Annotated in this window: 20 protein-coding genes; 4 read left to right on the forward strand and 16 right to left on the reverse strand. The window is 64.2% G+C overall.

Translation table 11 applies throughout. The features are described 5' to 3' along the window. Positions 1-151 precede the first annotated feature (151 nt). The gene (locus FNV92_RS21755) at positions 152-1,639 is read left to right on the forward strand and encodes an amidase (RefSeq protein WP_244623656.1); all 1,488 of its coding nucleotides are present in this window, start codon (positions 152-154) and stop codon (positions 1,637-1,639) included. Between the two features lie 16 nt (positions 1,640-1,655). Here FNV92_RS21755 and FNV92_RS21760 read toward each other — a convergent pair whose 3' ends face one another. Continuing rightward, complete coding sequence (locus FNV92_RS21760) at positions 1,656-2,261, reverse strand: TetR/AcrR family transcriptional regulator (RefSeq protein WP_143844626.1); 606 nt, start codon at positions 2,259-2,261, stop codon at positions 1,656-1,658. A 201-nt stretch (positions 2,262-2,462) separates the two neighbouring features. On the opposite strand from FNV92_RS21760, the gene FNV92_RS21765 reads away from it, so the two are divergent. Together FNV92_RS21765 and FNV92_RS21770 are read left to right on the forward strand one after the other, a co-directional pair. Continuing rightward, the gene (locus FNV92_RS21765; RefSeq protein WP_143844625.1) at positions 2,463-3,707 is read left to right on the forward strand and encodes an efflux RND transporter periplasmic adaptor subunit; all 1,245 of its coding nucleotides are present in this window, start codon (positions 2,463-2,465) and stop codon (positions 3,705-3,707) included. 157 nt (positions 3,708-3,864) lie between these two features. Beyond that, positions 3,865-7,068 carry an efflux RND transporter permease subunit gene (locus FNV92_RS21770; RefSeq protein ID WP_143844624.1) on the forward strand — a complete coding sequence of 1,068 codons (3,204 nt, stop codon included), beginning with the start codon at positions 3,865-3,867 and terminating at the stop codon, positions 7,066-7,068. Between the two features lie 9 nt (positions 7,069-7,077). Here the strand turns inward: FNV92_RS21770 and FNV92_RS21775 are convergent, their stop codons facing one another. The 15 genes from FNV92_RS21775 to FNV92_RS21845 form a co-directional block, all read right to left on the reverse strand. Beyond that, positions 7,078-7,806: a sulfite exporter TauE/SafE family protein gene (locus tag FNV92_RS21775; RefSeq protein ID WP_143844623.1), complete on the reverse strand. Its 729-nt coding sequence runs from the start codon at positions 7,804-7,806 to the stop codon at positions 7,078-7,080. Positions 7,807-7,994: 188 nt separating this feature from the next. Beyond that, a complete protein-coding gene (locus tag FNV92_RS21780) occupies positions 7,995-8,249 on the reverse strand; it encodes a hypothetical protein (RefSeq protein ID WP_143844621.1) in 255 nt (84 codons plus the stop codon). A gap of 236 nt (positions 8,250-8,485) precedes the next feature. Continuing rightward, on the reverse strand, positions 8,486-9,604 hold the full coding sequence (locus tag FNV92_RS21785; protein ID WP_143844620.1) for a helix-turn-helix transcriptional regulator: 1,119 nt from the start codon (positions 9,602-9,604) through the stop codon (positions 8,486-8,488). Between the two features lie 110 nt (positions 9,605-9,714). Beyond that, positions 9,715-10,833 (reverse strand): helix-turn-helix transcriptional regulator, encoded by a 1,119-nt coding sequence (locus FNV92_RS21790; RefSeq protein ID WP_143844619.1) that lies wholly within the window; start codon positions 10,831-10,833, stop codon positions 9,715-9,717. 144 nt (positions 10,834-10,977) lie between these two features. Beyond that, positions 10,978-14,253, reverse strand: coding sequence for an autotransporter outer membrane beta-barrel domain-containing protein (locus FNV92_RS21795; RefSeq protein ID WP_168213612.1), 3,276 nt, complete (start codon positions 14,251-14,253; stop codon positions 10,978-10,980). A 121-nt stretch (positions 14,254-14,374) separates the two neighbouring features. Next, positions 14,375-14,623, reverse strand: a complete 249-nt coding sequence (locus FNV92_RS21800) for a DUF6894 family protein (RefSeq protein WP_015686843.1) — start codon at positions 14,621-14,623, stop codon at positions 14,375-14,377. 44 nt (positions 14,624-14,667) lie between these two features. Beyond that, positions 14,668-15,201 carry a DUF3455 domain-containing protein gene (locus FNV92_RS21805; RefSeq protein WP_244623655.1) on the reverse strand — a complete coding sequence of 178 codons (534 nt, stop codon included), beginning with the start codon at positions 15,199-15,201 and terminating at the stop codon, positions 14,668-14,670. Between the two features lie 75 nt (positions 15,202-15,276). Then, positions 15,277-16,251, reverse strand: a complete 975-nt coding sequence (locus tag FNV92_RS21810; RefSeq protein WP_143844616.1) for a helix-turn-helix transcriptional regulator — start codon at positions 16,249-16,251, stop codon at positions 15,277-15,279. 228 nt (positions 16,252-16,479) lie between these two features. Next, on the reverse strand, positions 16,480-17,637 hold the full coding sequence (locus FNV92_RS21815) for a helix-turn-helix transcriptional regulator (RefSeq protein WP_143844615.1): 1,158 nt from the start codon (positions 17,635-17,637) through the stop codon (positions 16,480-16,482). A 307-nt stretch (positions 17,638-17,944) separates the two neighbouring features. Beyond that, complete coding sequence (locus FNV92_RS21820) at positions 17,945-18,451, reverse strand: hypothetical protein (protein WP_143844614.1); 507 nt, start codon at positions 18,449-18,451, stop codon at positions 17,945-17,947. A 96-nt stretch (positions 18,452-18,547) separates the two neighbouring features. Beyond that, the gene (locus tag FNV92_RS21825) at positions 18,548-18,994 is read right to left on the reverse strand and encodes a MaoC family dehydratase (protein ID WP_143844613.1); all 447 of its coding nucleotides are present in this window, start codon (positions 18,992-18,994) and stop codon (positions 18,548-18,550) included. 381 nt (positions 18,995-19,375) lie between these two features. Further along, positions 19,376-19,798: a hypothetical protein gene (locus FNV92_RS21830; protein WP_143844612.1), complete on the reverse strand. Its 423-nt coding sequence runs from the start codon at positions 19,796-19,798 to the stop codon at positions 19,376-19,378. Between the two features lie 12 nt (positions 19,799-19,810). Further along, complete coding sequence (locus tag FNV92_RS21835; RefSeq protein ID WP_143844611.1) at positions 19,811-20,032, reverse strand: hypothetical protein; 222 nt, start codon at positions 20,030-20,032, stop codon at positions 19,811-19,813. Between the two features lie 114 nt (positions 20,033-20,146). Further along, complete coding sequence (locus FNV92_RS21840) at positions 20,147-20,962, reverse strand: lytic murein transglycosylase (protein ID WP_143844610.1); 816 nt, start codon at positions 20,960-20,962, stop codon at positions 20,147-20,149. A gap of 41 nt (positions 20,963-21,003) precedes the next feature. Beyond that, entirely contained in the window at positions 21,004-22,857 is a 1,854-nt protein-coding gene (locus FNV92_RS21845; RefSeq protein ID WP_143844609.1) for a flavin-containing monooxygenase, read from the reverse strand. 177 nt (positions 22,858-23,034) lie between these two features. Here FNV92_RS21845 and FNV92_RS21850 point away from each other — a divergent pair, with 177 nt between their 5' ends. Then, on the forward strand, positions 23,035-24,660 hold the full coding sequence (locus tag FNV92_RS21850) for a long-chain fatty acid--CoA ligase (RefSeq protein WP_143844608.1): 1,626 nt from the start codon (positions 23,035-23,037) through the stop codon (positions 24,658-24,660). The last annotated feature ends 45 nt before the right edge of the window (positions 24,661-24,705 follow it).

The following is a 24,705-nucleotide window of genomic DNA, read 5'->3' on the forward strand; positions in this document are numbered from 1 at the left end:
CATGATGCCCCCCTGCAAATGTTCGGCCCCTCCGTCCCGACCGGCGGGCAGATCTGGTTCCCGTCGCGCCACCTCCTCATCCCGCTCCCAAGATTGCATGGTCGGCGCCCGGATCGGTTTGCCGGGACGATGCGATACCATGGAGTTCGTGATGACCGCAGAGGCCGCTGACTTGAAGTACGGCTCGATCAGCGAATTGCTGAGCGCCCTGCGCGCGCGCAAGGTGTCGGCGTCGGAATTGCTCGAACACACGATTGCACGCATCGAGGCACTGGACGGACCGATCAACGCGATCATCGTTCGCGATTTCGATCGCGCCAGGGACGCCGCGCGCGCCGCCGATGCCGCGCTTGGCCGCGGCGAGCGGCTGCCGCTGCTCGGCATCCCCGTCACCATGAAAGAACCGTTCAACGTGGCCGGCCTGCCGACCACGTGGGGCTTTCCACACTTCAGGGATTTTCAACCGGCGGAAGATGCTCTCGTCGTCTCGCGGTTGAAGGCGGCGGGCGCCGTCATCATCGGCAAGACCAACATCCCGATCGGCTTGCGGGATTTCCAGAGCTACAACGAGATTTACGGGACAACGAACAATCCGTGGGATCTCGGCCGATCGCCCGGCGGCTCCTCGGGCGGATCGGGGGCGGCGCTGGCCGCCGGTTTCGGTCCGCTCTCGATCGGCTCGGATATCGGCGGCTCGATCCGGGTGCCTGCGCATTTCTGCGGCGTGTTCGGACACAAGCCGAGCCTCGGTCTGGTCCCGCTGCGCGGATATAGCCTGCCGCCGGCACCGCCCGTCCCCGGCCAGGGCGATCTCGCTGTCGTCGGACCGATGGCGCGCACTGCTGCGGACCTTGCGCTGGCGCTCGACGTGATCGCCGGCCCCGACGAGACGCGCGACGGGATAGGCTATCGCCTTGCACTGCCAGCCCCGCGCCATGACCAGCTCAAGGATTTCAGGATCCTCGTGATCGATACGCATCCGTTGATGCCGACGGGCGACGCGGTACGTTCCGCGATCGGACGGCTGGCCGAACGGCTCGAACGATCCGGCGCACGGATCGCACGCGCGAGCGCTTCGCTCCCCGATCTTGCCGACTCCGCGCGGCTCTATATGAAGCTGCTGAACGCCGCGCGAAGCCCGCGCCTGACACCGGGCGCCCTCGCCGAGGCGCAAGGCGTTGCCGCTGCTCTCTCGCCCGACGACCGCAGCCTGCAGGCCGAGCGAGCCCGCGGTTGGGGCATGATCCATCGCGAGTGGCTCGCGATGGATGCTGCCCGCCTGCAGTTGCAGCAGAAGTGGCAGCTCTTCTTCCGGGAGTTCGACTCGGTGGTCTACCCGGCTGCCGCCGTGCCGGCGTTCCCACACGATCATTCCGAGCCGTTCGACGCGCGGCAGCTCGACATCGATGGAAAGCTCCACAACTATTCCGATGCGTGCTTCATCTGGGCCGATCCCGCCTCGACCTGCGGATTGCCGGCGACCGCCGTTCCGATCGAGCGCACGCCGTCAGGCTTGCCGATCGGCGTCCAGATCATCGGGCCTTATCTGGAGGACCGCACCACAATTGCGCTGGCAGGGCTAATCGAGCGCGAGTTCGGCGGCTTCGTCCCGCCGCCGGCGCTCCACTCCTCAAAATGACAATGGCCGCTAGCCGTCAGGTTCGGTCGACGGACTGCGCCTCGACCGCCTGCACCGCCACGCTCGCCACCTGACGCAGCGCCTCGCGGTCCGAGCCCGAGGACGCCATCACGCCCATGCCGACCGACACCGCGGAGACGTAGCGCGCCAGTGCGGCGGGATCGGAGGTCGGCTTGAGATCGCCTTCGGCCTTGGCGCGAACAAAACGCTCGCGGAGCTGGTCTTCGTTTTCGGCGCGGCGGGCGGCAAGCTCGAAGGGGACATTCTCGGAGCCGCTGCCGCAGGCGATGCCACCCTGCACGAGCAGGCAGCCGGGCGGGTTGGCGGGATCGGTCTGCCTGTCGGCGATGCCCATCAGCATTCGTTCGGCGACATCGCGGGCGGTCGGAGCCGCTACCACCTCGTTCATCCAGATACTGCGCAGTTTGGTGTAGCGATCGAGCGCGGCCTTGAGCAGGCCTTCCTTGTTGCCGAAACAGGCGTAGAGGCTGGGCGGATTGATGCCCATGGCCTCGGTCAGCTCGGCGATGGTGGCGCCCTCATAGCCATGGCGCCAAAACACTTCCATCGCCTGGTCCAACGCCGTTTCGGCGTCGAATTCGCGGGGGCGTCCCATGCCCATGTGCCTGTTCTCCTCGAAATCGGCGTCATCTCTCAATCTAACGCCTGATCCTATCTATTTGTTCTGTCTTTCTTTTCTCTTCCGCTTGCCAATTCTTGCGGTAAGCGGCTACAATTTTCTTAGTGAATGGTACATAAGTATCTTGCACTGCGACATCCACCTCCACATCTGTAGTGAACACTACATATCTGGAGCGCGCAAATGCATCCCTCGCAAAACTCCCCCCGCACCGGCCGTTTCCGCCGCCTTCTTGGCGGTGTCGCGGTCGTAGGCGCCCTCGCCGTCGCCGGCTCGATCGCGACCGGCCATTATTTTCGTACCGCGCAGGCGACCGCAACGGCCGCCGCAGCCGAGCAGGCCGTGCCCGTCACGGTCGCGCTGATCGAGCCAAAGCAGACCGTGCTGTGGGACGATTTCTCCGGCCGGCTCGAGGCCATCAACCGGGTCGAGCTTCGACCGCGGGTCGCGGGTGCGATCCTCGCGACCAACTTCACCGAAGGCGCGCTGGTGAAGGCCGGCGACGTGCTGTTCAAGATCGATCCGGCGCCTTACGCGGCCGAGGTCGACAAGGCCAACGCGCAGCTCGAGGCCGCCAGGGCCCGCGTGGTGTTCACCCAGAGCGAGCTCGAGCGCGGCGCGCAGCTGGTCGGCAACGCCGTGGTCACGCGGCGCGACTACGACCAGCGCGACAACGCCAATCGCGAAGCGATCGCCAACGTGAAGGCCGCCGAAGCAACGCTCCAGACGGCAAAGCTCAACCTCGACTACACCGAGGTGCGCGCGCCGGTGGATGGCCGCGTCGGCAAGTTCGAGATCACCGTCGGCAATCTCGTCGCCGCCGGCACCGCCTCCCCGGTGCTGACCTCGCTGGTCTCGGTCAACCCGATCTACGCCTCGTTCGACGCGGATGAAGAAGTGGTACTGCGTGCGCTGAACTCGATCGCGGATGCCTCCGGCCAGCGCGGCAAGCTCGACCAGATCCCGGTCGAGATGACGACCTCGGGCGGTCTTTCCGCCAAGGGCCACATCCAGCTCATCGACAACCAGGTCAACGGCCAGAGCGGCACCATCCGCGTCCGTGCGGTGTTCCGGAACGAGGACGGGCGTCTGATCCCCGGCCAGTTCGCCCGCGTGCGCATGGGCCAGCCGAAGCAGCAGTCGCTGGTGATGATCGACGAGCGCGCGATCGGCACCGACCAGGACAAGAAGTTCGTGATGGGGGTCGGTGACGACAGCCGCGCGGTCTACCGGCCGATCACGCTCGGCGGTTCGGTCGATGGCCTGCGTATCGTGACGACGGGGCTGAAGCCAGGCGACCGCATCGTGGTCAACGGCCTGCAACGCGTGCGTCCGGGCGCTCTCCTCAAGACGGAGGTCGCACAGATGGGCGCGCGTGGGCCACAGCAGGCAAACAACCACAGCAACCAGGACGTAGTGCAACGCTAGTTACCTCATCCCGGGCTGCGCGTGGCGTGAGCCCGGGATGACGACGTTACAAAACTCCGAGCACATCCCCTCCGGATTCCGGGCTCGCACTTCGCGCGCCCCTGAATGACGGCGGAGCTGTGCGGAGACGACCAAGATATTGCCCAGGGGCAAAGCCATGAATCTCTCGAAATTCTTCATCGATCGTCCGATTTTCGCCGGCGTGCTGTCGGTCCTGATCTTCCTCGCGGGGCTGATCTCGCTGTTCGCGATGCCGATCTCGGAATATCCCGACGTGGTGCCGCCCTCGGTGCTGGTGCGCGCGACCTATCCGGGCGCCAATCCCAAGGTGATCGCCGAGACGGTGGCAACGCCGATCGAGGAGCAGATCAACGGCGTCGAGGGCATGCTGTACATGTCGAGCCAGGCCACCACCGACGGCGCGATGACGCTGACGGTGACGTTCCGCCTTGGCACCGACCCCGACAAGGCGACGCAGCTGGTGCAGAACCGCGTGCAGCAGGCCGAACCGCGCCTGCCGGCCGTGGTGCGCCAGCTCGGCATCATCACCAAGAAGTCCTCGCCCGACCTCACCATGGTCGTGCATCTGCTGTCGCCCAACGGCCGCTACGACATGACGTACCTGCGCAACTACGCGGTGCTCAACGTCAAGGACCGGCTGGCGCGGATCGACGGCGTCGGGGACGTCCAGCTCTACGGCGCCGGTGACTATTCGATGCGGGTCTGGGTCGATCCGCAGAAGGCGGCCGAGCACGGCCTGACCGCGAGCGACATCGTCAAATCGATCCAGGCGCAGAACGTCGAGGCCGCCGCCGGCGTGGTCGGCTCCTCCCCGAACGTCAGGGGTATCGACCTGCAAATGTCCGTCAATGCGGAAGGACGCCTTGCGAACGAGGACCAGTTCGGCGACATCGTCGTCAAGACCGGCACGCGTGGTGAGGTGGTGCGGCTGCGCGACGTCGCACGCATCGAGCTCGGCGCCTCCGAATACGGCCTGCGCTCGCTGCTCGACAACAAACAGGCGGTGGCGATTCCGATCTTCCAGGCGCCTGGCTCCAACGCGCTGGAGATCTCCGACCACGTCCGCGCCACCATGGCGGAGATCAAGAAGAACATGCCGGAGGGCGTGTCGTACCAGATCGTCTACGATCCCACCCAGTTCGTGCGTTCCTCGATCGAAGCCGTCATCCATACGCTGCTGGAGGCGATCGCGCTGGTGGTGCTGGTCGTGATCCTGTTCCTCCAGACCTGGCGCGCTTCGATCATTCCCCTGCTGGCCGTGCCGGTGTCGATCGTCGGCACCTTCGCCGTGATGCATCTGTTCGGCTTCTCCATCAACGCGCTTAGCCTGTTCGGCCTGGTGCTCGCGATCGGCATCGTCGTCGACGACGCCATCGTCGTGGTCGAGAACGTGGAGCGCAACATCGAGGGCGGCCTGTCGCCGCGCGACGCCACCTATCAGGCCATGCGCGAAGTCTCCGGACCGATCATCGCCATCGCGATGGTCCTGATCGCGGTGTTCGTGCCGCTCGCCTTCATCTCCGGCCTCACCGGGCAGTTCTACAAGCAGTTCGCGCTGACGATCGCGATCTCGACCGTGATCTCCGCCGTCAACTCGCTGACCCTGTCGCCGGCGCTGTCGGCCCTGCTGCTCAAAGGACACAATGAGCCGAAGGACAGGCTGACGATCATCATGGAAAAGAGCCTTGGCTGGTTCTTCCGCGGCTTCAACAAGGCGTTCACGCGCTCGTCGGACAATTACAGCGGCACCGTCACCAAGGTGATCTCGGGCAAGGCGGCGGTGATGGGTCTCTATGTGGTGCTGGTCGGCCTCACCGCCCTTCTGTTCCAGCAGGTGCCGAGCGGTTTCGTGCCGGGCCAGGACAAGCAATATCTGGTCGGTTTCTCGCGCCTGCCCGATGGCGCCGCGCTCGACCGTACCGAAGAGGTGATCCGCAAGATGAGCGACATCGCGCTGACCCAGCCCGGTGTCGAGAGCTCGGTCGCGTTTCCGGGCCTGTCGATCGCCGGCTTCACCAACTCCTCCAACGCCGGCATCGTGTTCTCGACGTTGAAGCCGTTCGACGAGCGGAAGGATCCGGCCCTGAGCGGAAATGCCATCGCCGCCGACCTCAACAAGAAGTACGCCGGCATCCAGGAAGCCTTCATCGCCATGTTCCCGCCGCCGCCGGTCAACGGCCTCGGCACCATCGGAGGCTTCAAGCTTCAGATCGAGGACCGGGCCGGTCTCGGCTATGAGGCGCTGAACGAGGCGACCAAGGCATTTACGGCGGCGATGCAGAAGGCGCCGGAGATCGCCGGCGTGTTCTCGAGCTTCCAGGTCAACGTGCCCCAGCTGTTCGCCGACATCGACCGCACCAAGGCGCTGCAACTCGGCGTCCCCGTGACGGAGGTGTTCAACACGCTGCAGATCTATCTCGGCTCCTACTACGTCAACGACTTCAACAAGTTTGGCCGCACCTACTCCGTCTATGTCCAGGCCGACGCGCCGTTCCGCGCCCGCGCCGACGACATCAGGCAGTTGAAGGTGCGCTCGTCCTCGGGTGACATGGTGCCGTTGTCGGCGCTGCTCACGATCCGGCAGAGCGCGGGTCCTGAGCGGGCGATCCGCTACAACGGCTTCCTGTCCTCCGACATCAACGCGGCGGCTGCCCCCGGATTCTCCTCCGGCCAGGCGCAGGAAGTCGCGACGCGGATCGCGGCGGAGACGTTGCCGCCCGGCTTTGCCTTCGAATGGACCGACCTGACCTATCAGGAGTTCATCGCCGGCAATTCCGGCCTCTGGGTATTCCCGCTGGCGATCCTACTGGTGTTCCTGGTGCTGGCCGCGCTCTACGAGAGCCTGACCCTGCCGTTGTCGATCATCATGATCGTGCCGATGGGATTGTTGGCTGCGATGTTCGGCGTCTGGATCTCGAAGGGCGACAACAACGTCTTCACCCAGATCGGCCTGATCGTGCTGGTGGGCCTCTCCGCCAAGAACGCGATCCTGATCGTCGAATTCGCACGCGAGCTCGAATTCGCCGGGCGCACGCCGATCCGGGCCGCGATCGAGGCCAGCCGCCTGCGGCTACGCCCGATCCTGATGACGTCGATGGCGTTCATCATGGGCGTGCTGCCGCTGGTGCTCTCGACCGGCGCGGGCTCGGAGATGCGACGCGCCATGGGCGTCGCCGTGTTCTCCGGCATGATCGGCGTCACCGTGTTCGGCCTGTTCCTGACACCGGTGTTCTACGTGCTGCTGCGGACCGTCACCGGCAACAAGCCTCTGGTGCATCACGGCAGCGACATCAGCGCGGCCCCGGTCCAGGGCCTCCATCACGAGGGCGCGGGTCATTAGAACGGGCCGTCAGATCAGGGAAATTCCCGACAGCAACAACAGGACGAGCACGGTCTTGCGAAAGACCGTCTCGTTGACCCGGTGAAAGGCGATCACGCCGAGCGCTGAGCCCGCAAACAACGCCGGCAGGCTGATCGCGAGGTCGACGAAGACCTTCGACGACAGGTCCTGGTGTCCGACCAGGAGTGCGATCGCGAAGATCTGCATCGCGGCGATAAAGGGCTGCACCAGGCCGCGTTGCTCGCTCTTGGGCATGCCGCGCATGTCGCACCAGATCGTCGGGATCGCACCAGGCATCGCGGTGAGCCCGCCGACCAGCCCTCCCCCGAATCCAATCAGCGCCACCCAGTGCCGGCCGACGGCCTCGCCGGCCGTGACCAGCGTTGGCCGCAGCAGCATGTAGGCGGCATAGAGCGCGACGACGACGCCGAAGCCACGCCGCAGCAGATGCGTATCCGTGCTCTGCAACAGCGATACCGCGATGGGAACGCCGATCAATCCGCCGACGATCAGCAGCAGGCTGCCCTCCCAGCGGATGCTGCGCCGAAGCGCCCACAGATTCGTCGCCTGCACGCCGATGCTGCACGCCATCATCAGCGGCACCGCCTCCAGCGGCTGAAACACGCGGAGCAGAATGGCGCCGGCCACCGCCGAGAAGGCAAAGCCCGAGAGCCCGGAGACGAAGGCTCCGGCAAAGACGGCGACGCTGAGCAGAAGGCTGGTCGTGATGTCGGGCACCATGTCTCTCCGCTCAATCGTAGGGCGTCTGCGTTGTGGGAATTTCGGCGCTCTCGGCGCAACTCGTCTGGGACGACTTCACCAGCGATGGCGGAACCGATTGCGCGTGCGAGCGTTCCAGCATTGCCAGCCCGACCAGTTGAAGCATCACCAGTGCTGCGGTCAGCGCGACGGCGACAATGCTGCCGTTACGCGCGTTCGAACGTGGACTGCCCGGCTGCGCGCTCGCGCGGATCAACTCGGTTGGCATGTCTGGACGTATCCTCTTCACTGGCGACGGGACTCATTTCATTCACAAGCGGTGCTTCGTGCGGCTCCGCCAGCAGATGGCGATAGCGTTGCAACGCGCGCTGCGCGTCGATTTCGCGCTGCGCGCGGAATGCCGCGCCGATACGCGTGACGATGCCGCGGAACCTGCCCGACACTGATGACGCATTTGGCATGACAATCTCCTCTCAACCTGTACGAGAGATTGCTGGGATCTACTTCCGCCTGCTGTGAGTTGCTTCACACGACAATCGAACGCATCGAACAAGAAATCGTGTGACGCGCTCTCGTAAGTGAGAACGTGAAAAATCGCGTCATTCGATCGAACGACGCGCGATAACTTTCTAATGATGCTTCTGATTGAACCTATTGCGAGCTGGAGCGACTCGCCTCGCGCGCCTTGGCGCGCGCGTCAGTGCACGAGCGGATTGGAGAATCCCGCGGCGAGCTTGACGAGATCGGCCTGACGCGAGACGCCGGTCTTGGCGAACACGCGATGCAGATGCGTCTTCACCGTCGTCTCGGCGATGCCGAGCGCGACCGCCGTCTCCGGCACGCCGCCGACGTCGACGATCGACTGCATGACCCTGAGTTCCGCGGGCGTCAGTTCGAACGTGCGGTCCAGGACACCGGCACAGGAGTGCCCGTCGAGTTCCGCCTTCCAGACGAACAAAGCGCCCACCGCCGACGTGCGCTCGGCCGCGGCTTCACGCAGCAGCGACGGCAGCGCGATGACGTGCGCGATGTAGTGGGAACCGTCTTGCGACATCAGCGAGATCTTCCGCCCCGCGGCTGACGCCAGGGCAACCTCGTCTGCATCACGGAAGATCTCGCGCAGGGCTGAATTCGCCGTGGTGGATCTCGTCACCAGCCGGCCCGCAACGGACCGCAGGACATCATCGGCGCCGAGCAGCGTGTCCGCTGCCGGATTGCTGTGGACGATGCGGCAGGAGGCGTCGAGCAGGATGACGCCGGCATTGAGCCGGTCAACGACATCGGCGAGCGCGATCGCCCGCCGCTGCTTGCGCTCGATCGCCCGGTTGATCAGAAGTGCGCGGCTGACATGCGGAACGAGGAACTGCATGCGCGCCCGCTGCCCGGCATCGAGCATGTCCCTGCCCGGAATCACGGTCATCAACATCGGGCTGGGTGACTTCGACTGCTCCAGCACCACGTTGGCGACATCGACGCTGCCCTGGGGGCGCAACCATTCCTGATAGAAGCGACCACGGCGATATTCGTCGTAGTTCACGAGATCGGGGATGTTCCGCACCTCGCCGTATTTCGGAAGCCGGGCAAGCGGGTCGTACCGGGCGTAGGTCTCGGCATAGAGCTGGATGTAGAGCGGATCGACGCCGCAGTAATAATGCGTGGCGCCGGATTTGCTGACAGGGTCCTTTGAAATCAGGCCGCAGGCGCGGCTGCCGATGAACGCATTGAGTGTGACGATGACATCGCTCCACAACTCCGGATGGAGGCCGGCATCATAGATGCTCTCGATCAACTCGGACTGTCTTGGAGGTCGGGGCATCGGAACAGCCAATCATCACACACGGAGATTGCGAAATCTTGTTCATGCCTTGCGGCTCCTGTGAGTCTGTCACGCCAGCAAAAGGTTCAATCGCGGAAATGATCGGCCGATCAGTTCACGAGCGGATTGGAGAATCCCGCGGCGAGCTTGACGAGATCGGCCTGCCGGGACACGCCGGTCTTGGCGAAGACGCGATGCAGATGCGTCTTCGTGGTTGTTTCCGCAATTCCGAGCGCGGCCGCGGTCTCCGGGACGCCGCCGACCTCGACGATCGACAAGAACACGCGCAGTTCAGCCGGCGTCAGATCGAAGGTCCGCGCGATCAGCTCGCCATAGGACTGGCCGCCGAGCGACACCCTGCGCAGCAGCAGCGCGCCGGCGGCGTCGGCGACCTGCTCGCTGCCATTGCGAAGCACGGACGAGAGCGGCAGAACATGCGCGACGTAACGCTCGCCGGTGGGCGACAGCAGCGGAATCGCGTGGCCTCTTGCGGCAAGCAAGGCAATGTCGCTGCCGGTCGCAAATGCCTCACGCAGGGTCTGATTGGCCTCAGTGCTGCTGGTCACGAGTTGCCCGGCGACGGTTCGGACCACGTCGTCCGCCGCCAGCAGGGCGTGCCCGGCGGAATTCGCATGCACGACGCGGCAGGAGACATCGAGCAGGAAGATGCCGGAGACCAGATTGTCCAGGACATCCGCCAGCGCGGTCGCCAGGGTCAGCTGCGAGGTGATGGCACGGTTGATCAGAAGCGCGCGGCTGGCGTGCGGCACGATCAGCGAGAGCCGCTGCTTCATCGCGGGATCCACCATGCGCCGGCCCGACAGCACCGTCATCATCACGGGGCAGCTCGCATTCGACTTGTCGAGCACGACGTTGGCCGCGTCGCTGCAGCCCTGCGGCTGCATCCATTCCTGGTAAAAGCGCCCTCTGCGGTATTCGTCGAAATTGACGAGATCGGGGATGCTGACGATCTCGCCCTGCGGCGGCAGGACGCTCAGCGGATCGAACTTCGAGTGGGTCTCGGAATAGAGCTGGATGTAGTGCGGATCCGCGCCGCAGTAGTAATGCGTGACGCCGAATTTGCTGATCGAATCCTTGGAAAACAGCCCGCACGCCTGCCCGCCGACGAAATCGCGGATGCCGGCGACGACGTTGTTCCACAGCGAGGGATCGAGCCCGGCGTCATAGATGGACTCGACCAGGTCCGGCAGCTTCCGAGGTCCGTGCATGGCTGTAAATGGCCTGAGTGATCAATATCACCCAGCATAGCACAACCCCGGGATGCGGCATCATCCGATCGGATGAGGCGCCGGCCGGACGGAGGGGCCCGGCCGGCCAGCGTCGTGCTCAAAGCCGCCGGGGCTGATGCCGGCTCAGAACGCGACGCGAATGCCGCCCTTCGCCGTGCCGGTCCGGCTCTGGTCCGACATCAGCATGCCTTCGACCGCGCCGAACACGGAGACGTTGCCGCTGGTGCGGTAGTCAAAGCCGACGCCGGCGACGGCGCCGACGGTGCTGCGGCTGCCGGGCGTGACGAAGGACAGGTTCTGGCCGATGAGCACCGCATTGATATTGCTGTCGCCGACGCGCTGAAGCGCAATGACGCCGCCATGGACGTTGGCCTTGAGCTCGCCGCCGGCCAGACTCGTCACCCGCGACAGATCGACCTCGCCGCGCTCCTCGAAATCCTGCAGCGTGCGGCCGCCGACCGAGAGGCCTTGTGCCGAGCCGGTCTCACTGTAGCCGTCGAACCGGCCCGCGACGTAGCGCAGCCGTGCCGTCGGCGTCAGCAGATAGCCGTTGCCGACAGCGAGCTTGTAGCCGTAGGCCACCTCCGGGCTGACATACCAGCCGCTGTAATTTGCCGTCGCCGTCTCCATGCCGCCGGCGGCGGCGTTGTTCAGCACCAGCCGGCGCGACTTGTTGTCGGCGTTGCCGCCCTGGAAGGTGAAGTCGAAGAATTGCGAGGCCCATTCGAAGCGGCTGTAGACACCGGCGAATACGTAATTGGTGTCGACCGATTGCGAATTGAGATCGACCGAGAGGCCGCCCTGCCCGCCGCCGAGGAAGGCACCGACCAGCCAGTTCGGCTGTACCTTGCGGTCGATGCCGATGGCGCCGCCCCACGCCGTCGAGGTCGCGCGCAGCGTCGCGGCGGTCTCGTCCTGGATGCGCTGGCCGCCAAAGCTGTTGACCCAGACCGTGATCGGCGCCGGATCGGTCCAGAGGCTGCGCGGCGCCTTGGTGAAGGGACCGGCCTGCGCCGTCTCCGGCGCATAGGCCATCGCCATCATGTTGCTGCCACCAGGACCGGCGCCACCGTTCAGACGGCCCTGCACCAGCGAAGAGGCACCGCCGGTGAAATCCATCAGCGTGCGGTCCGTCTGAGCCAGCGCGGTGGGATCGAGCGTTGCGAGGGTGGCGCCGGACAGAACCGACGGACCGTTGAAGCTGCCACCGGAGATACTGGTATTGATGGTGCCGTTGAAGTTCACGAAGGTCGGCAACGCAATGGTCGTCAATGACGAGACCCTGCTGCTGGTGGGTACAACATTCACGTTGACGACGTCATTGCCGAAGCCGAAATCGACGACACCGTTGATCTTCGAGCCCGGAAGCAAGGTCAGCGTATCGGCTGCATTGGTCAGCTTGATTGCCGTCCCGCCAGTTCCTGTGATGGTTCCGGCATTGGCGATGTTCGCGGCGCCGGATGACTGAATACCGATGGTACCGCTGATAGAGCCGGTGTTTGTCAAGCTCATCGTGGTGTTCGTGGCAATGGCGACTGGGCCGCCGGTGATGGTGCCGGCATTGACGATCGCGGCGACGCCCTGAGAGAAAACACCTTCGAAAGTGCCGGCAATGGTGCCGCCCGCCATGTTCATCAGATTGAGCGCACCTCCGGCCGCGATACCATTTCTTGCTGTGATCGAACCGGAGTTGACGACATCCGCCTGCCCGCTGGAAATGACACCCTTTGCGCCGGCGGTACCGCTGATCGTGCCAGAGTTGTTCAGGACGACCGCGGTAATGGCCTGAACGACGTTCCCATTCACCGCGCGAAGCGTGCCTGAGTTGGTGACATTCACGGTCATGCCGTCGACGGCGGCACCCACTCCCGTCGACTCCACAATCCCGGCATTGTTGATCGTGACGTCGTGAGCGCTGATGCCGAAGTGACCGGCGGAAATCAGTCCTCCCGAAGCGTTCGAGATGTTCGCGTTGTTTCCGGCGCGGATAGCGGTGCCAGTAGTCGTCCCCCCTTGGATGGTTCCGGCGTTGGCCACGTTCGCATCCGTCACCGCAGAAATCGCGGTCGAGGTGACGTTCGTACTCTGAATCGTCCCTCCGGCATTGTTGCTCACCGTAACTGCGCCCGATACGGACAGGATTGCGTTTTTTTCGCCTGCGATCAGTCCGGTGTTTGAGGTAACGTTCACGCTGCTCGCGTGAATCCCGATACCGCCCGTGGCCAACGCCGTAATGCTTCCCGCGTTGGAGACGGTCGCCGTGACCGCACTGATGGCGGAGCCGCCCGCGTCAAGCGCCGAGATGGTGCCAGCCCCGTTCGTAATCGTCGCGGTATTGGCGAATATTCCGCTACGTCCACCGGAGATGTGGCCGGAATTGGCCGATACGACAACGGTGCCGGCCTCGATCCCGAAGCTGTCAGCACCCAGCGCCCTGATATCGCCGCCATTGATGACCGTGGCTGTGTTGTTTGCTCGAAGGGCGACGCCGTTTGCGGCGTGCGCCAAGATCTGTCCCGTGCTGTTATTGATGGTAGCGTTGGTTCCAGAACTGACGCCGATTGCGTCGCCCTCGATGCCCGCAATATTGGTCGTAATGGTAACCGTGCCAAGGACATTGACGGCGATGCCGCCGGCACCCAAAGCCGAAATTGTCCCGCGGTTGTCGATCGAGGCGTTACCGCTCGCAGCCAGAGCGGCGCCGTTTGCGCCGGTCGCCGTGATGATTCCACCGTTGGCTACGGTGGCGTCGCCCGTCGTAGAAGCGCCAAAACGGACGCCGGTGATCGTGCCGGTATTCGCCGTCACGTTCAAGGTCGTTGCGCTGATTCCGATGGAGTTCACACCAATCCCGGTGATGGTGCCGGCATTGTCGAGATTGAGCGTCGATGCCGTAATGCCATTGAAACCTGAGATCGTGGCTCCGCTGGCGTTAGAGACCGTGACATCACGCGCCCTGAGGCCGGCCGCGCTGGCTCCGTTAATTGTGCCCAAATTGGTTACGACGCCACCGGAGCCGGTCTCAATGCCAAAGTAGTCTCCCTGAACGTTCGCGCCGGTATCGACGTGATAGGTGTTATTGTTGTCGTTGATGGTCCCGTATCCCGTAACCCCGCCCTGCTGCGTGTTGACGTTTCCCGAGCAGACAATGGTCGCGTTGTTCACCGGCGCGACCGGTGTGCACGCAGCTTCGGCTCGATCGATCATCAGCAAGGGCGCCAGCAGAAGTGCGGATGCCGGAACCCGCAATAAGCGGCGGTTGACGGTCGCAAGGAGCTTTCGTTTCATTTTCATTCCCCGGCGGGCTTGCGGCCCTTGCGGGCGCAGCGCGGAATTGCCACCGGCCTCCTTCAATCGGAGGAAATCCGGTGCAGCGAACTCTGAATCGCTGAACGCCAAGGTAGAAAGGGCTCTCGTAACCGACTTGGACGGAAGCGACCGGGACTTCGCTTCAAGCGCACCGGCCGCCACTTGGTGCCGCACTGATGCACAGCTGCGACAATTTCCTCCCCCAATTGGATTACGCCTGGTCCCAGCCGACCTTCTCCTCGCTCTCCGCCCAGACCGCGGCGCGATAGATCTCGCGTCCGCCTGCATCCCTGACGCGGATCCAGGCATCGCGATCGCGCAAATCGTCGCGCCAGACGAACAGATGCCGCGCCATCTCGTCAGCGACGACGACCGTCGCCTTGGCCTGCTCGAACACCATGCCGCCGGGGTCGATCTTCACGACATTGTCGACCAGGAGATCAAAGAAGAAACGATGCATTCCAAACTCCACTCACGGTACCGCCCCGAAGGCGACGGTACAAACTACTCCGCACGCCAGAACACGTAGTCGGCCGAATAGGGTACGTTGCGATAGCTGCCGGCATGCTCGCAGGAGCCGCGCAGCAGGCCGCCTTGCGTGTTGACGCGCTGGACGTGCGTGACGCCGTAGAACAGGCCGTTGCCCGTCTGCGCCACGACCTTCAACTTCAGCCAGGGAAGATCATCGGCGGCCCGGCCGGCAACGCGGGCGACAATCCTCGCTTTCACCGAGCTGCCGTCCTTGTGCTCCCAGACCAGCGTGCTGGCATCGACGGCCTCCCAATGCAGCGCCACATAGTGGCGACCGACCGAGTTGCCGCCGTCCATCAGGGTCGCTGCGGGCTCACGCGGCTGCCAGGCCAGTTGCTTCGCCGCATCGGGCTGGCATTCGTAGATCTGCGCGCCCTCGGCGTGCAGCGCGGTGCCGGGAATCTCGCCGGGCACCCGGATCTCGTCGGGCGTGCCCGCCGACGCCGAGGCCCCGTAGAGAAGGCCTGCAAGACTGAGACTGCGGCAAAGGCACTGCGCTATGGCCATGAGTCTGCGATCAAGGATCATGTCAAATCATTCCCTGCTGGAACCGGTCTTTCGCTGAAATTCAGTTGGGCGCGATCACAACGCCTCGCCGCTCCTGACGCCGCTTGGCGTCGCGCCATAGGCCCGCCGGAAGCAGCGGTTGAAATAGGAGAGATCGCCGAAGCCGACGTCGTAGGCGATCGAGCTCACCGGTCGCCCGGCAAAATCGGGCTCACGCAGCATGCGATGGGCGCGCTTGAGGCGCTGCTCGGTCAGGAAGGACGAGAAGGTCTTGCCGTCGGCCTCGAACAGCCGCTGGAGATAGCGCGTGGTCACGCCGAACTCCTGCGCCACGGTCGCGACCGAAAGGTCCTGCTGCCAGCAATTGTTGACGATGAAGGATTTCACCTTGCGCAGCCGCGCCGCCCTGACGCCTCGCCGCCCGGCCTCCTCGTGCACGTCGTCCGTCGCGCCGAGAACGCGCGCCATCAGATCGTGAAGATGCGTCACGCCGAGCTGGCGCAGCGCGGGCACCCAGAACGCGCGCTCCCGCACCAGGGCCGTCGCGTAGTCGACGAGCAGGCGAAGCCCGGCGGCGCGCTCCGGAATGACGCGCATCACCGCGTCGTCGATATCCACGATCATGGGCGCCAGCACCCGCCGCGGCACGCGCAGCGACAGGCAGTTTCCCAGCGAGAACCGTTCGTAGGTCGTCACGTCTTCCGCACTCGTCAAGACCGCATCACCGGGATGAAGCAGGAGATCGCGTCCCCGCGCGGATATCCCGACGACGCCGGAACGATTGACCATCAGGCCTAGGCTGTCGTCACCGTCGATGACCAGTTGCCGGGTACGGATGACGCGCGCTCCGATCAGCCCGCCGATCACGAGCTGAGCGTCCGGTACACCGTGAGATATGAGGCTCGCCGCGAACAACTTGCCCTCGGTCGCCTCGACCTCGGCCTTCAGCACGCCGCGGCAGTAGAACTCTCGCAGCAGCGGCACGCGCTCGTCTTCTGGAATATGGTCCGTTGAAACGTCGAGAATGGAAACTTCTTCCTTGCCGCTCACTGCAATTTCTCCAACCGACGAGCAAGCCTGGCCATGCGCTGTTGCATCCCCGCACCTGTTTGGTGCCGGTGCGCTCCGTCCCGTGGCACACGCTGCCCTTCTCATTTCAAGTCGCGCCATATACGAAAGTCTCAAGCGGCATGCGTCCTGCGTTCGGATGACCCGATAGTCCTGCTCATCACAATGGATTGAGATTGCATCGTCCGACGGCGTGCGCTGTGAAATGAATCACACGGCGTCGTCGTTGCTGCTCGCTCGCTGCGCAAACGGCGCGGAGAATCCTGCCGCGATCTTCACGAGATCTGCCTGCCTTCCGGCACCGGTCTTCTCGAACAGCCGGCCAAGATGCGTCTTCACCGTGGTCTCGGCGATTCCGAGCTTCGCTGCGATGTCGGGAACGCCGCCAATCTCGACGATCGCCATCAACACGCGCAATTCGGACGGCGTCAGCCTGAAGGCGGTGGCAATGGCGTCGGGCACGAGCGACGGCGCCATCGTCGCCCTTTGAACGAGCAGCACCGCTGCGGCGCTGTCTCTCTGCTGGAGCCGTTCCCGCTTCAATGGCGAGGCGCAGAGGAGATAGTGTTGACCGGCCGCCGATGTCACGAGCTCGATCCGGCGCGGACCGGGCACATGAGTTCCATCATCTGCAGCAATTTCGAACAGGCTGCGGAATATCTTGTCTGTCTGGGTGTTGCGCGCGACGATCCTGTCGCCGACCATCGACAACAGGCTGCCATCGACGAACAGCTCGCGGCACGCCGCGTTGGCATGCACCACCCGGCCGTCCGCGTCGAGCAGGCAGATCGCCGTGCTCAGGCCGTCGAGGACATCAGCGAGATCGTCCACGGTATGAGAACGTGCCCTGATCTGCCTGCCCATGATCCTTGAACGCTGGATGTGGGGCGCGAGCAGCCGCATGCGCTCGCGCATCGGCTCGTCGACCGTCCCGCGCGACCGGTGGCGCAGCACCTGGAGGATTGTCGTACGCGCATCCGATTTCTCGATCGCGACCGTGGCGAGATCGATCGCTCCCTGCGGCTCGACCCATTCGCGATAGAAGCTCGTCGCCAAAAACTCCGCGTGAGGCATGACGTCGGTGACACCGATCGTCTGCTCGGCGTCGAGATCGAGATGACGATCGAGCAACGGATCCTGCTCGACATAGCGGTCACGATAAAGCTGGCGGAAGCGGGATTCGGTGCCAAAATGCTGGTGAATCTCGATCGAGAGCTTGGCGGCATCACGGGACAGGATGGTCGCGGCACACCCGCCGACGAAGTTCGAAACCTGCTCCAATACGCCGCTGCGCAGCGCGGGGTCGGCCGCCGCGTCGTAGATCTCGCCGATGAGCGACGAAAACCGGTTTGCCTGAAGGATTGTCATCGAAACAGCGATGCGATCGGCGCGCTGGCCCGGAGGCAACGGGGACGCGCATACTGGGAATTTGCAAAGACGACAGGCCGGCCAATCGTCGCTTTGGACGATGAAAAATAGTTACAACGATATGCTGGAATATCGAACATTGTCCTTGCGTAACGTCAACCGCAGGGTGCGGCTTGGACGTTTTCGCCAAAGACTAGGATAAATGCGAACAGCGCGCGGGGCTGTGTGCGTTGTGTCACGCGGGTGCACGCTGCCGCCGAACTCATTGCCACCCATTCCGGCCTGCATCGCCGCGGGCGCCGGCAATTTACTTCCGGTTCTCCTCGCAGAACTTCAGCGCGGCGAGCGCCTCGCCGGCGCGCGGGATCTGCATCTCGATGCTGTCCTCGTCATCATCCTCGAAATCGAGCGACAGGCGCCTCGCCTTCGAGAGGCGGTCCATCATCGACTGGTCGTATTCGAAGATGCCGCGCACGGTGGTCTTGTCCATGACCTCCCACTTCGCCTTCTTCATGATGTCGGCGTCATCAGTGCCGACATCGGCGCGCAGGACCTCGCCGACCTTGTCCCACTCCCACCCGTCATAGATCATCACGATCACGATGGCTTTCTCGGAATAAGTGATGACGATGACGTAGTCGCGGTTCTCGTCGTCCTTGTCCTTGTAGCCGCGGCTCGCATTGCAATGCGTGTCCTGCGTGCGCTTCTCGATGGTCCAGTCGCCGACCCTGGATTGCTGCGCCAGCGCCGGCCCGGCGGCCAACTGCAACAAGGCGCCCGCGCTCAGCACAGCAGCGAAAAGGACTCTTTTCATCTTTGCCTCCAGCGTGTTCCCCACGTGGAGATGACCACCTCTGCCGGTGGCCCGCAAGGGTTTGAGGAGGCTGACCGGGCCCGAACGGCGGCCGCCCTACACCCGCCTGGGGATGATGGCGATCGGGGTGAAGGTGTAAACCTCCTCGTCGTTCTGGTTGAACATCGTCCATTTCACCAACGCGATGCCCTGCGGCTTCGATTTCGACGGCGTCAGGCTCATGACCTCGCCGACCAGATGCAGGCGATCGTTCGGTCGCACCGGGATGGTCCAGCGCAGGCCGTCGACGCCGGCGCCGATCAGCGGATGCGGGCCGAACGGGCGGGCCTGGATCGCGAGGTTCATGGCGATCGCAGCGGTATGCCACCCGGACGCGGCCAACCCCCTGAACAGGGTCTCCTTGGCGGCCTCATGGTCGAGATGCATCGGCTGCGGGTCGAATTCGGCCGCGAAGCGCTTGATGTCGGCCTCGGTGATCTCGACCTCGGGCGATCTGAACCGCATTCCAATGGTGAGATCGTCGAACCACTCGACCTGCGCCATGATCTTGCCTCGCAACGTAACATGCGGCCCGCGGGGCGCGCGGCCGAAGGGACGGACTGGAAGCGGGATGTAGCGGGTTCGCAGCGCACAAGCCAGCCCGGGGTTCCCCGCGAAACCCGTTTCCCTAAACGACGAAACACGCCTGAAACAGATGGCCGGTTAAGTGGTCGTCAAAATAAATACAGGGACGGCCACCATGCAATTCCTCCTCGAGCTGATCTATGATTTTTCCTGCTGCCGGAACCTCGTTCCAGAGCCGCTGCGGGAGGACGAGTCATGATCGAGCTGATCTCCGCCCTCCTCGTCCTCTGCAGCATCGGTATCTTTGCGGCACATGCGCTGGATGCCTATCGCACCACGCATTCCTGATCATCCCGGGCGCTAGAACGGGCGCCGGTAGAAGTGTTCCGAATGCGTCGCCGGCGGAAACCGGTTGGCGAGCGCGAGTGCGCCCTTTTCATCCGTCTCGAGCGCTATCTTTTGCGCCAGCATTACGTCACCCGGCACCAGGAAGCCCGACGGGACGAAGCACCAGCCCATCGTCGGATGCCCGTCGCGATCAATCTCGTGAACGTTGGCGGCGGTGCCGTAGTGAATGCGATAGGTCCTGCCGGTATCGCAGCCGATGACATCGAAATAGCGATGCTGCTCGAACTGCGCGCGTTGCGCCGGTGACAGCCATTCGGCCAAAAGGCGGCGCCCCCGCGCATCCGGCGTGTTCTCGCCGAAGAAGCGTCGGTAGAGTTCGCGCAGCGCATGCAGACGCGCACGCGCCGGCGTGCGGAACCAGTATGCCGCGAACATGAGCAGCTCGGATCAGCCGCCGACCAGACGGGGGTAGAACAATGTTTCCTGTGCGGTCGGATCGAATGATTTGATACGGGTCACGTCGCCGGGCCCGGTCCGGAACGCGGCGGTGAAGCCGGCTCCCGTCAGCTCTCGAAAGCGCTGTTCGGCCCGCGCCAGCGCTTCGGCATTGCCAGGATCAAACTCGTGGCGTGTATCGCCGGTCTGATCCATCACGATCTGGGTTGCCATTGTGAGTCTCCTCATGCCCAGCCCCGAACCTGATCAAAGCAAACCTCATGCCGTGCGTTCCTGATGGCAACAACTTTCTTGTGCCGGCGCATCACGCCTTGCTGAACAAGAGCGCTAACGCGAGGCGGCCGCACCTCCTTCGTCGATCTGCCGTCCCATCAGCGCGATCGCCTTCTGATAGACGCCTGCGGCGTTCCAGGCCTCGATGGCGACGAAGTTCGGCTCGCCCGGCTGGTAACCAGCTCCCGCACGCCAGCCATGGGCCTTGAGGAAATTTGCGGTCGAGTTCAGTGCGTTGGCGGCGACCTCGAGATTGCCGGTGCCATAGGCCAGGATGTTCTTCGGCATAAACTGGGTCTGGCCGACCTCGCCATGCATGGAGCCGCGGGTCGATCCCGACAGCGTGCCGCGGTCGATCAGCTTCAGGGCGGCATAGAGCTGGTCGGTGAAGAATTCGGGACGGCGGCAGTCATAGGCAAGAGTCGCGATCGACGACAGCATGTTCTGGTTGCCGCGCTGGCTGCCGAAACCGGTCTCCATGCCCCAGATCGCGATCAGCGGCCCGGGTGGCACGCCATAGCGTTGCTGAATCGAGGCGAACAAGGCGGCCTGCGATTGCTTGAGCTGCCGGCCCTTGGCCACGATGGTGGTAGCGCCGCGCTTGGCAAGGAACTGGTCGAGCGTCAGCGAGAAGCTGCGCTGGCCGCGGTCGGCCGCAATCGTGGCGCTGGCGTAATTGGTCTGCATCAGCGCCGACAGCGCGGTCTGCCCGACGCCCTTGCCCTGCGCCTCCGCGCTGAACTCGCGCTTCCAGGCCTCGAAACCCGCCGGCGAGCTGCCGCATGTCGCGGCTTGCGCCGCGGGCGCCAGGCAACCAAGCAGCGCCATCGCCCCAAAAACCGCCCCGGCTACGGTCCTGCCCCTGATCATGTCCGACGTCCTCTCTGTCTGCAGCAATCCGATGCCCGAGCTTACCCGGACGAAGGCGCCGACTCCATGGCGTGATCATACGACAGTTCGAGGCCTTCCAGACTGCCTTCCTTGCGCCATCTGTCGAGCAGCCGCAGGAACGCCATGGGCCCGCGCCAATATTGGCTGTTTCTGGCCGCTATCGGATCGAACACGCCTTCATTGTTGTAATAACCGGGCGTGCATTCGGCCAGATAAGTCTGGCGGCCAAGCGCGGCCTTGACGACTTCGTCGACCCAGGCGTTCTCGGCGGCGAGCGTCGGCTCGAGCGTTCGCGCCTTGCGCTTGCGCGCCTCCTTGATGACGTAGGCGATGTGCTGCGACTGCTCATCGATGATGTGCGGAAAATTGGCGCTCTGGCCGGCCTGCACGGTGACGATCAGGAAGCAGTTCGGGAAACCGCGGCTGTAGAAGCCGTGCATCGTCTTGACACCATCGCGCCAGCGCTCCGACAGACTCATGCCGCCGCGGCCGTAGACCTCGAAGCCCATGCGCCGGGCATAATCGGTCCCGACCTCGAAGCCGCTGGCATAGATCAGGCAATCGAGCTCATAGGCCTTGCCGTCGACCACGACGGCATTTTCGGTGATGCGATCGACGCCCTGCCCTTTGGTATCGACGAGATGCACGTTGGGGCGGTTGAACGTGTCGAGATATTCGTCGTGGAAGCACGGCCGCTTGCAGAACGCCTTGTACCAGGGTTTTAGCGCCGCCGCGGCCGCCTCGTCCTTCACCACGGCATCGACGCGGGCGCGGATCTCCTCCATCTTGCGATAGTCGGCCTGCTCGATCACCTTCAGCGCCTCCTCCATCGAGGTCACCGGCTGCGGCTGACGGCGCGGCGCCAGCAGGATCTCGCCGAGCAGACCGGTCCAGCCGTCCTGCACCAGATCCTGCTCGAACGGCTCGCCGGAGATGACGGCGGTGAAATTGTCCATGCGCTCGCGCTGCCAGCCGGGCTTGAGGCCTTGCGCCCAGCTCTGGTCCGTCGGCCGGTCGTCGCGGACGCCGATCGCCGATGGCGTGCGCTGGAAGACGTAGAGCTCCTTCGCGGAGCGGCCGAGATGCGGCACGCATTGCACGGCGGTGGCACCGGTGCCGATGATACCGACGCGCTTGTCGGCAAGGCCGGTAAGACCGCCTTCGGCGGTCCCGCCGGTGTAGCCGTAATCCCAGCGGCTGGTGTGGAAGCTGTGGCCCGTGAACGTCGCGATGCCGGGAATGCCCGGCAGTTTCGGACGGCTCAGCGGGCCGCCGGCCAGGATGACGAAGCGCGCGTGGATGCGATCGCCGCGATCGGTCTCGACCAGCCAGCGCCCCTCCGGCTCCTGCCATTCCATGCGCGCGATGACGGTCTGAAACAGCGCGCGCTCATAGAGGCCGAAGTGACGGCCGATGCGGCGGGAATGTTCGTAGATCTCCGGAGCCCGCGCATATTTGCGCACCGGCATGTAGCCGGTCTCTTCCAGCAGCGGCAGATAGATGTAGCTCTCGGTATCGCATGCCGCCCCGGGATAGCGATTCCAGTACCAGGTGCCGCCGAAATCCGCGGCCTTTTCCACCATGCGAAAATCGTCGATGCCGGCTTCGCGCAGGCGCGCGCCGCAGAGCAGGCCGCCGAAGCCGCCGCCGACGATGAGCACCTCGGTCTCTTCGCTGACAGCTTCGCGCGCAAATGCGGGATCGGCCCAGGGATCGTCGAGATAGCGGCCGAAGTCGCCGGTCACTTCGACATACTGCGCCTTGCCTTCGGTGCGCAGACGGCGGTCGCGCTCGTCGCGATAGCGCGCGCGGAGTGCGTCAATGTCGACCTTAGATTCGCCGGCTGCACCGGTCTTGTGTCTTTCCGCTGACATCGATCTCCTCCACCGCGAACGCTGCTTCGCCGGCAGCTCGGATCAGTTAGCCTCGAAAAAGCGCCGCACGCAATCACGCCCCTCGTTTTTTGCGTGAACGCCGCGTGGCGTTCCGCTAACCTTCCGCGCAAATCACAAGCATACGCCGCGCAACGACGTGGCGGACTGGAGGAGACGATGCAGGGATTGATGATGGACATGCCGCTTCTGATCAGCGGCCTGATCCAGTATGCCGCCGACTATCACGGCGAAGCGGAGATCGTCGCGCGCGAGATCGAAGGCGACATTCATCGCTACTCTTATGCCGACGCCCACCCGCGCATCAAGCGCATGGCGCTGGCGCTCAGGCGGCTCGGCATGAAGCAAGGCGATCGCGTCGGCACGCTGGCCTGGAATACCCATCGTCATTTCGAGATGTTCTATGCCGCACCGGGCATGGGCTATGTACTGCACACCGTCAATCCGCGGCTGTTTCCCGAGCAGCTCGTCTACATCATCAATCACGCCGAGGACCGGCTGCTGTTCGTCGACCGCGCCACGCTGCCGCTGGTCGAAGCGATCGCGCCGCAGCTCAAGACGGTCGAGGCCTATGTGATCATGTCATCGCGCGAGCGGATGCCGGAGACGAGGCTTGCGAACGTGCATTGCTATGAGGAGCTGCTGGAAAAGGAGAACGACGCCGGCTTCGCCTGGCCGGAGTTCGACGAAAAATCGGCCTCCACCATCTGCTACACGTCGGGCACGACGGGCAATCCGAAGGGCGTGATCTACTCCCACCGCGCGGCGATCCTGCAGACGATGACCTGCAGCAGTTTCGACTTCCTGCCCGGACACGTCGAAGGCGTGCGCGAGGTGATGATGCCGATGGCGCCGCTATTCCACGGCAACGGCTGGAACATGCCGTTCACCGCGCCCTACACCGGCTCGAAGCTGGTGCTGCCCGGCCGCAATTACGAGCCCGACAAACTTTATGAGCTGCTCGAAGGCGAGAAGGTGACGCTGTCGGCGGGAGTGCCGAGCTTCTGGCTGATCCTGCTCGACTGGCTGGGCCGCACCGGAAACAGATTCTCGACATTGCGTGCAACGCTGTCGTCGGGCTCGGCGCCGCCACGCGCGATGGTCGAGAAACTCAAGCGCGACTATGGCATCGACTACATCCAGGCCTGGGGCATGACCGAGGCGCTGGGCTGCTCGATGCCGGGCCTGAGGCCCGGCTCGGAGCATCTCAGCGACATCGAGAAATTCGACCGGCGCCAGGTCTCGGGCCGCGCCTGTTTCGGCACTGCGCTACGCATCGTCGACGACGGCGGCAATGAGCTGCCGCGGGACGGCAAGTCCGTCGGACATCTGCGCGCGCGTGGTCCGTGGGTCGCCTCCGGCTACATGAAGTTAGAGGAAGGCCTCGACCGCGACGGCTGGCTCATCACCGGCGACATGGCCGTGATCGACAGCCAGGGCCACGTGACGCTGACCGACCGTTCAAAGGACGTCATCAAGTCCGGCGGCGAATGGATCTCCTCGATCCAGCTCGAGGACGTCGCCCTGTCTCATCCCGACGTGCTGCAGGCCGCAGTGGTCGCGATCAACCACGAGAAATGGCAGGAGCGTCCCCTGCTCCTCGTCGTCCGCAAGAAGGGCGCGACGGTCGACGGCAAGACACTGCTCGACCACATGCGCCCGAAGATCGCGAGCTGGTGGATGCCGGATGCGGTCGAGTTCCTGGAGGAATTCCCGATGACCGGCACCGGCAAGGTGCTCAAATCCGCGCTGCGCGAGAAATTCAAGGAGTACCGCGCGGGTTGACGACGCCCGGTCGCGCAAAGGCCTCACCTTGCGCGATCATCTTCA

Source organism: Bradyrhizobium cosmicum (assembly GCF_007290395.2).
Taxonomy (GTDB): domain Bacteria; phylum Pseudomonadota; class Alphaproteobacteria; order Rhizobiales; family Xanthobacteraceae; genus Bradyrhizobium; species Bradyrhizobium cosmicum.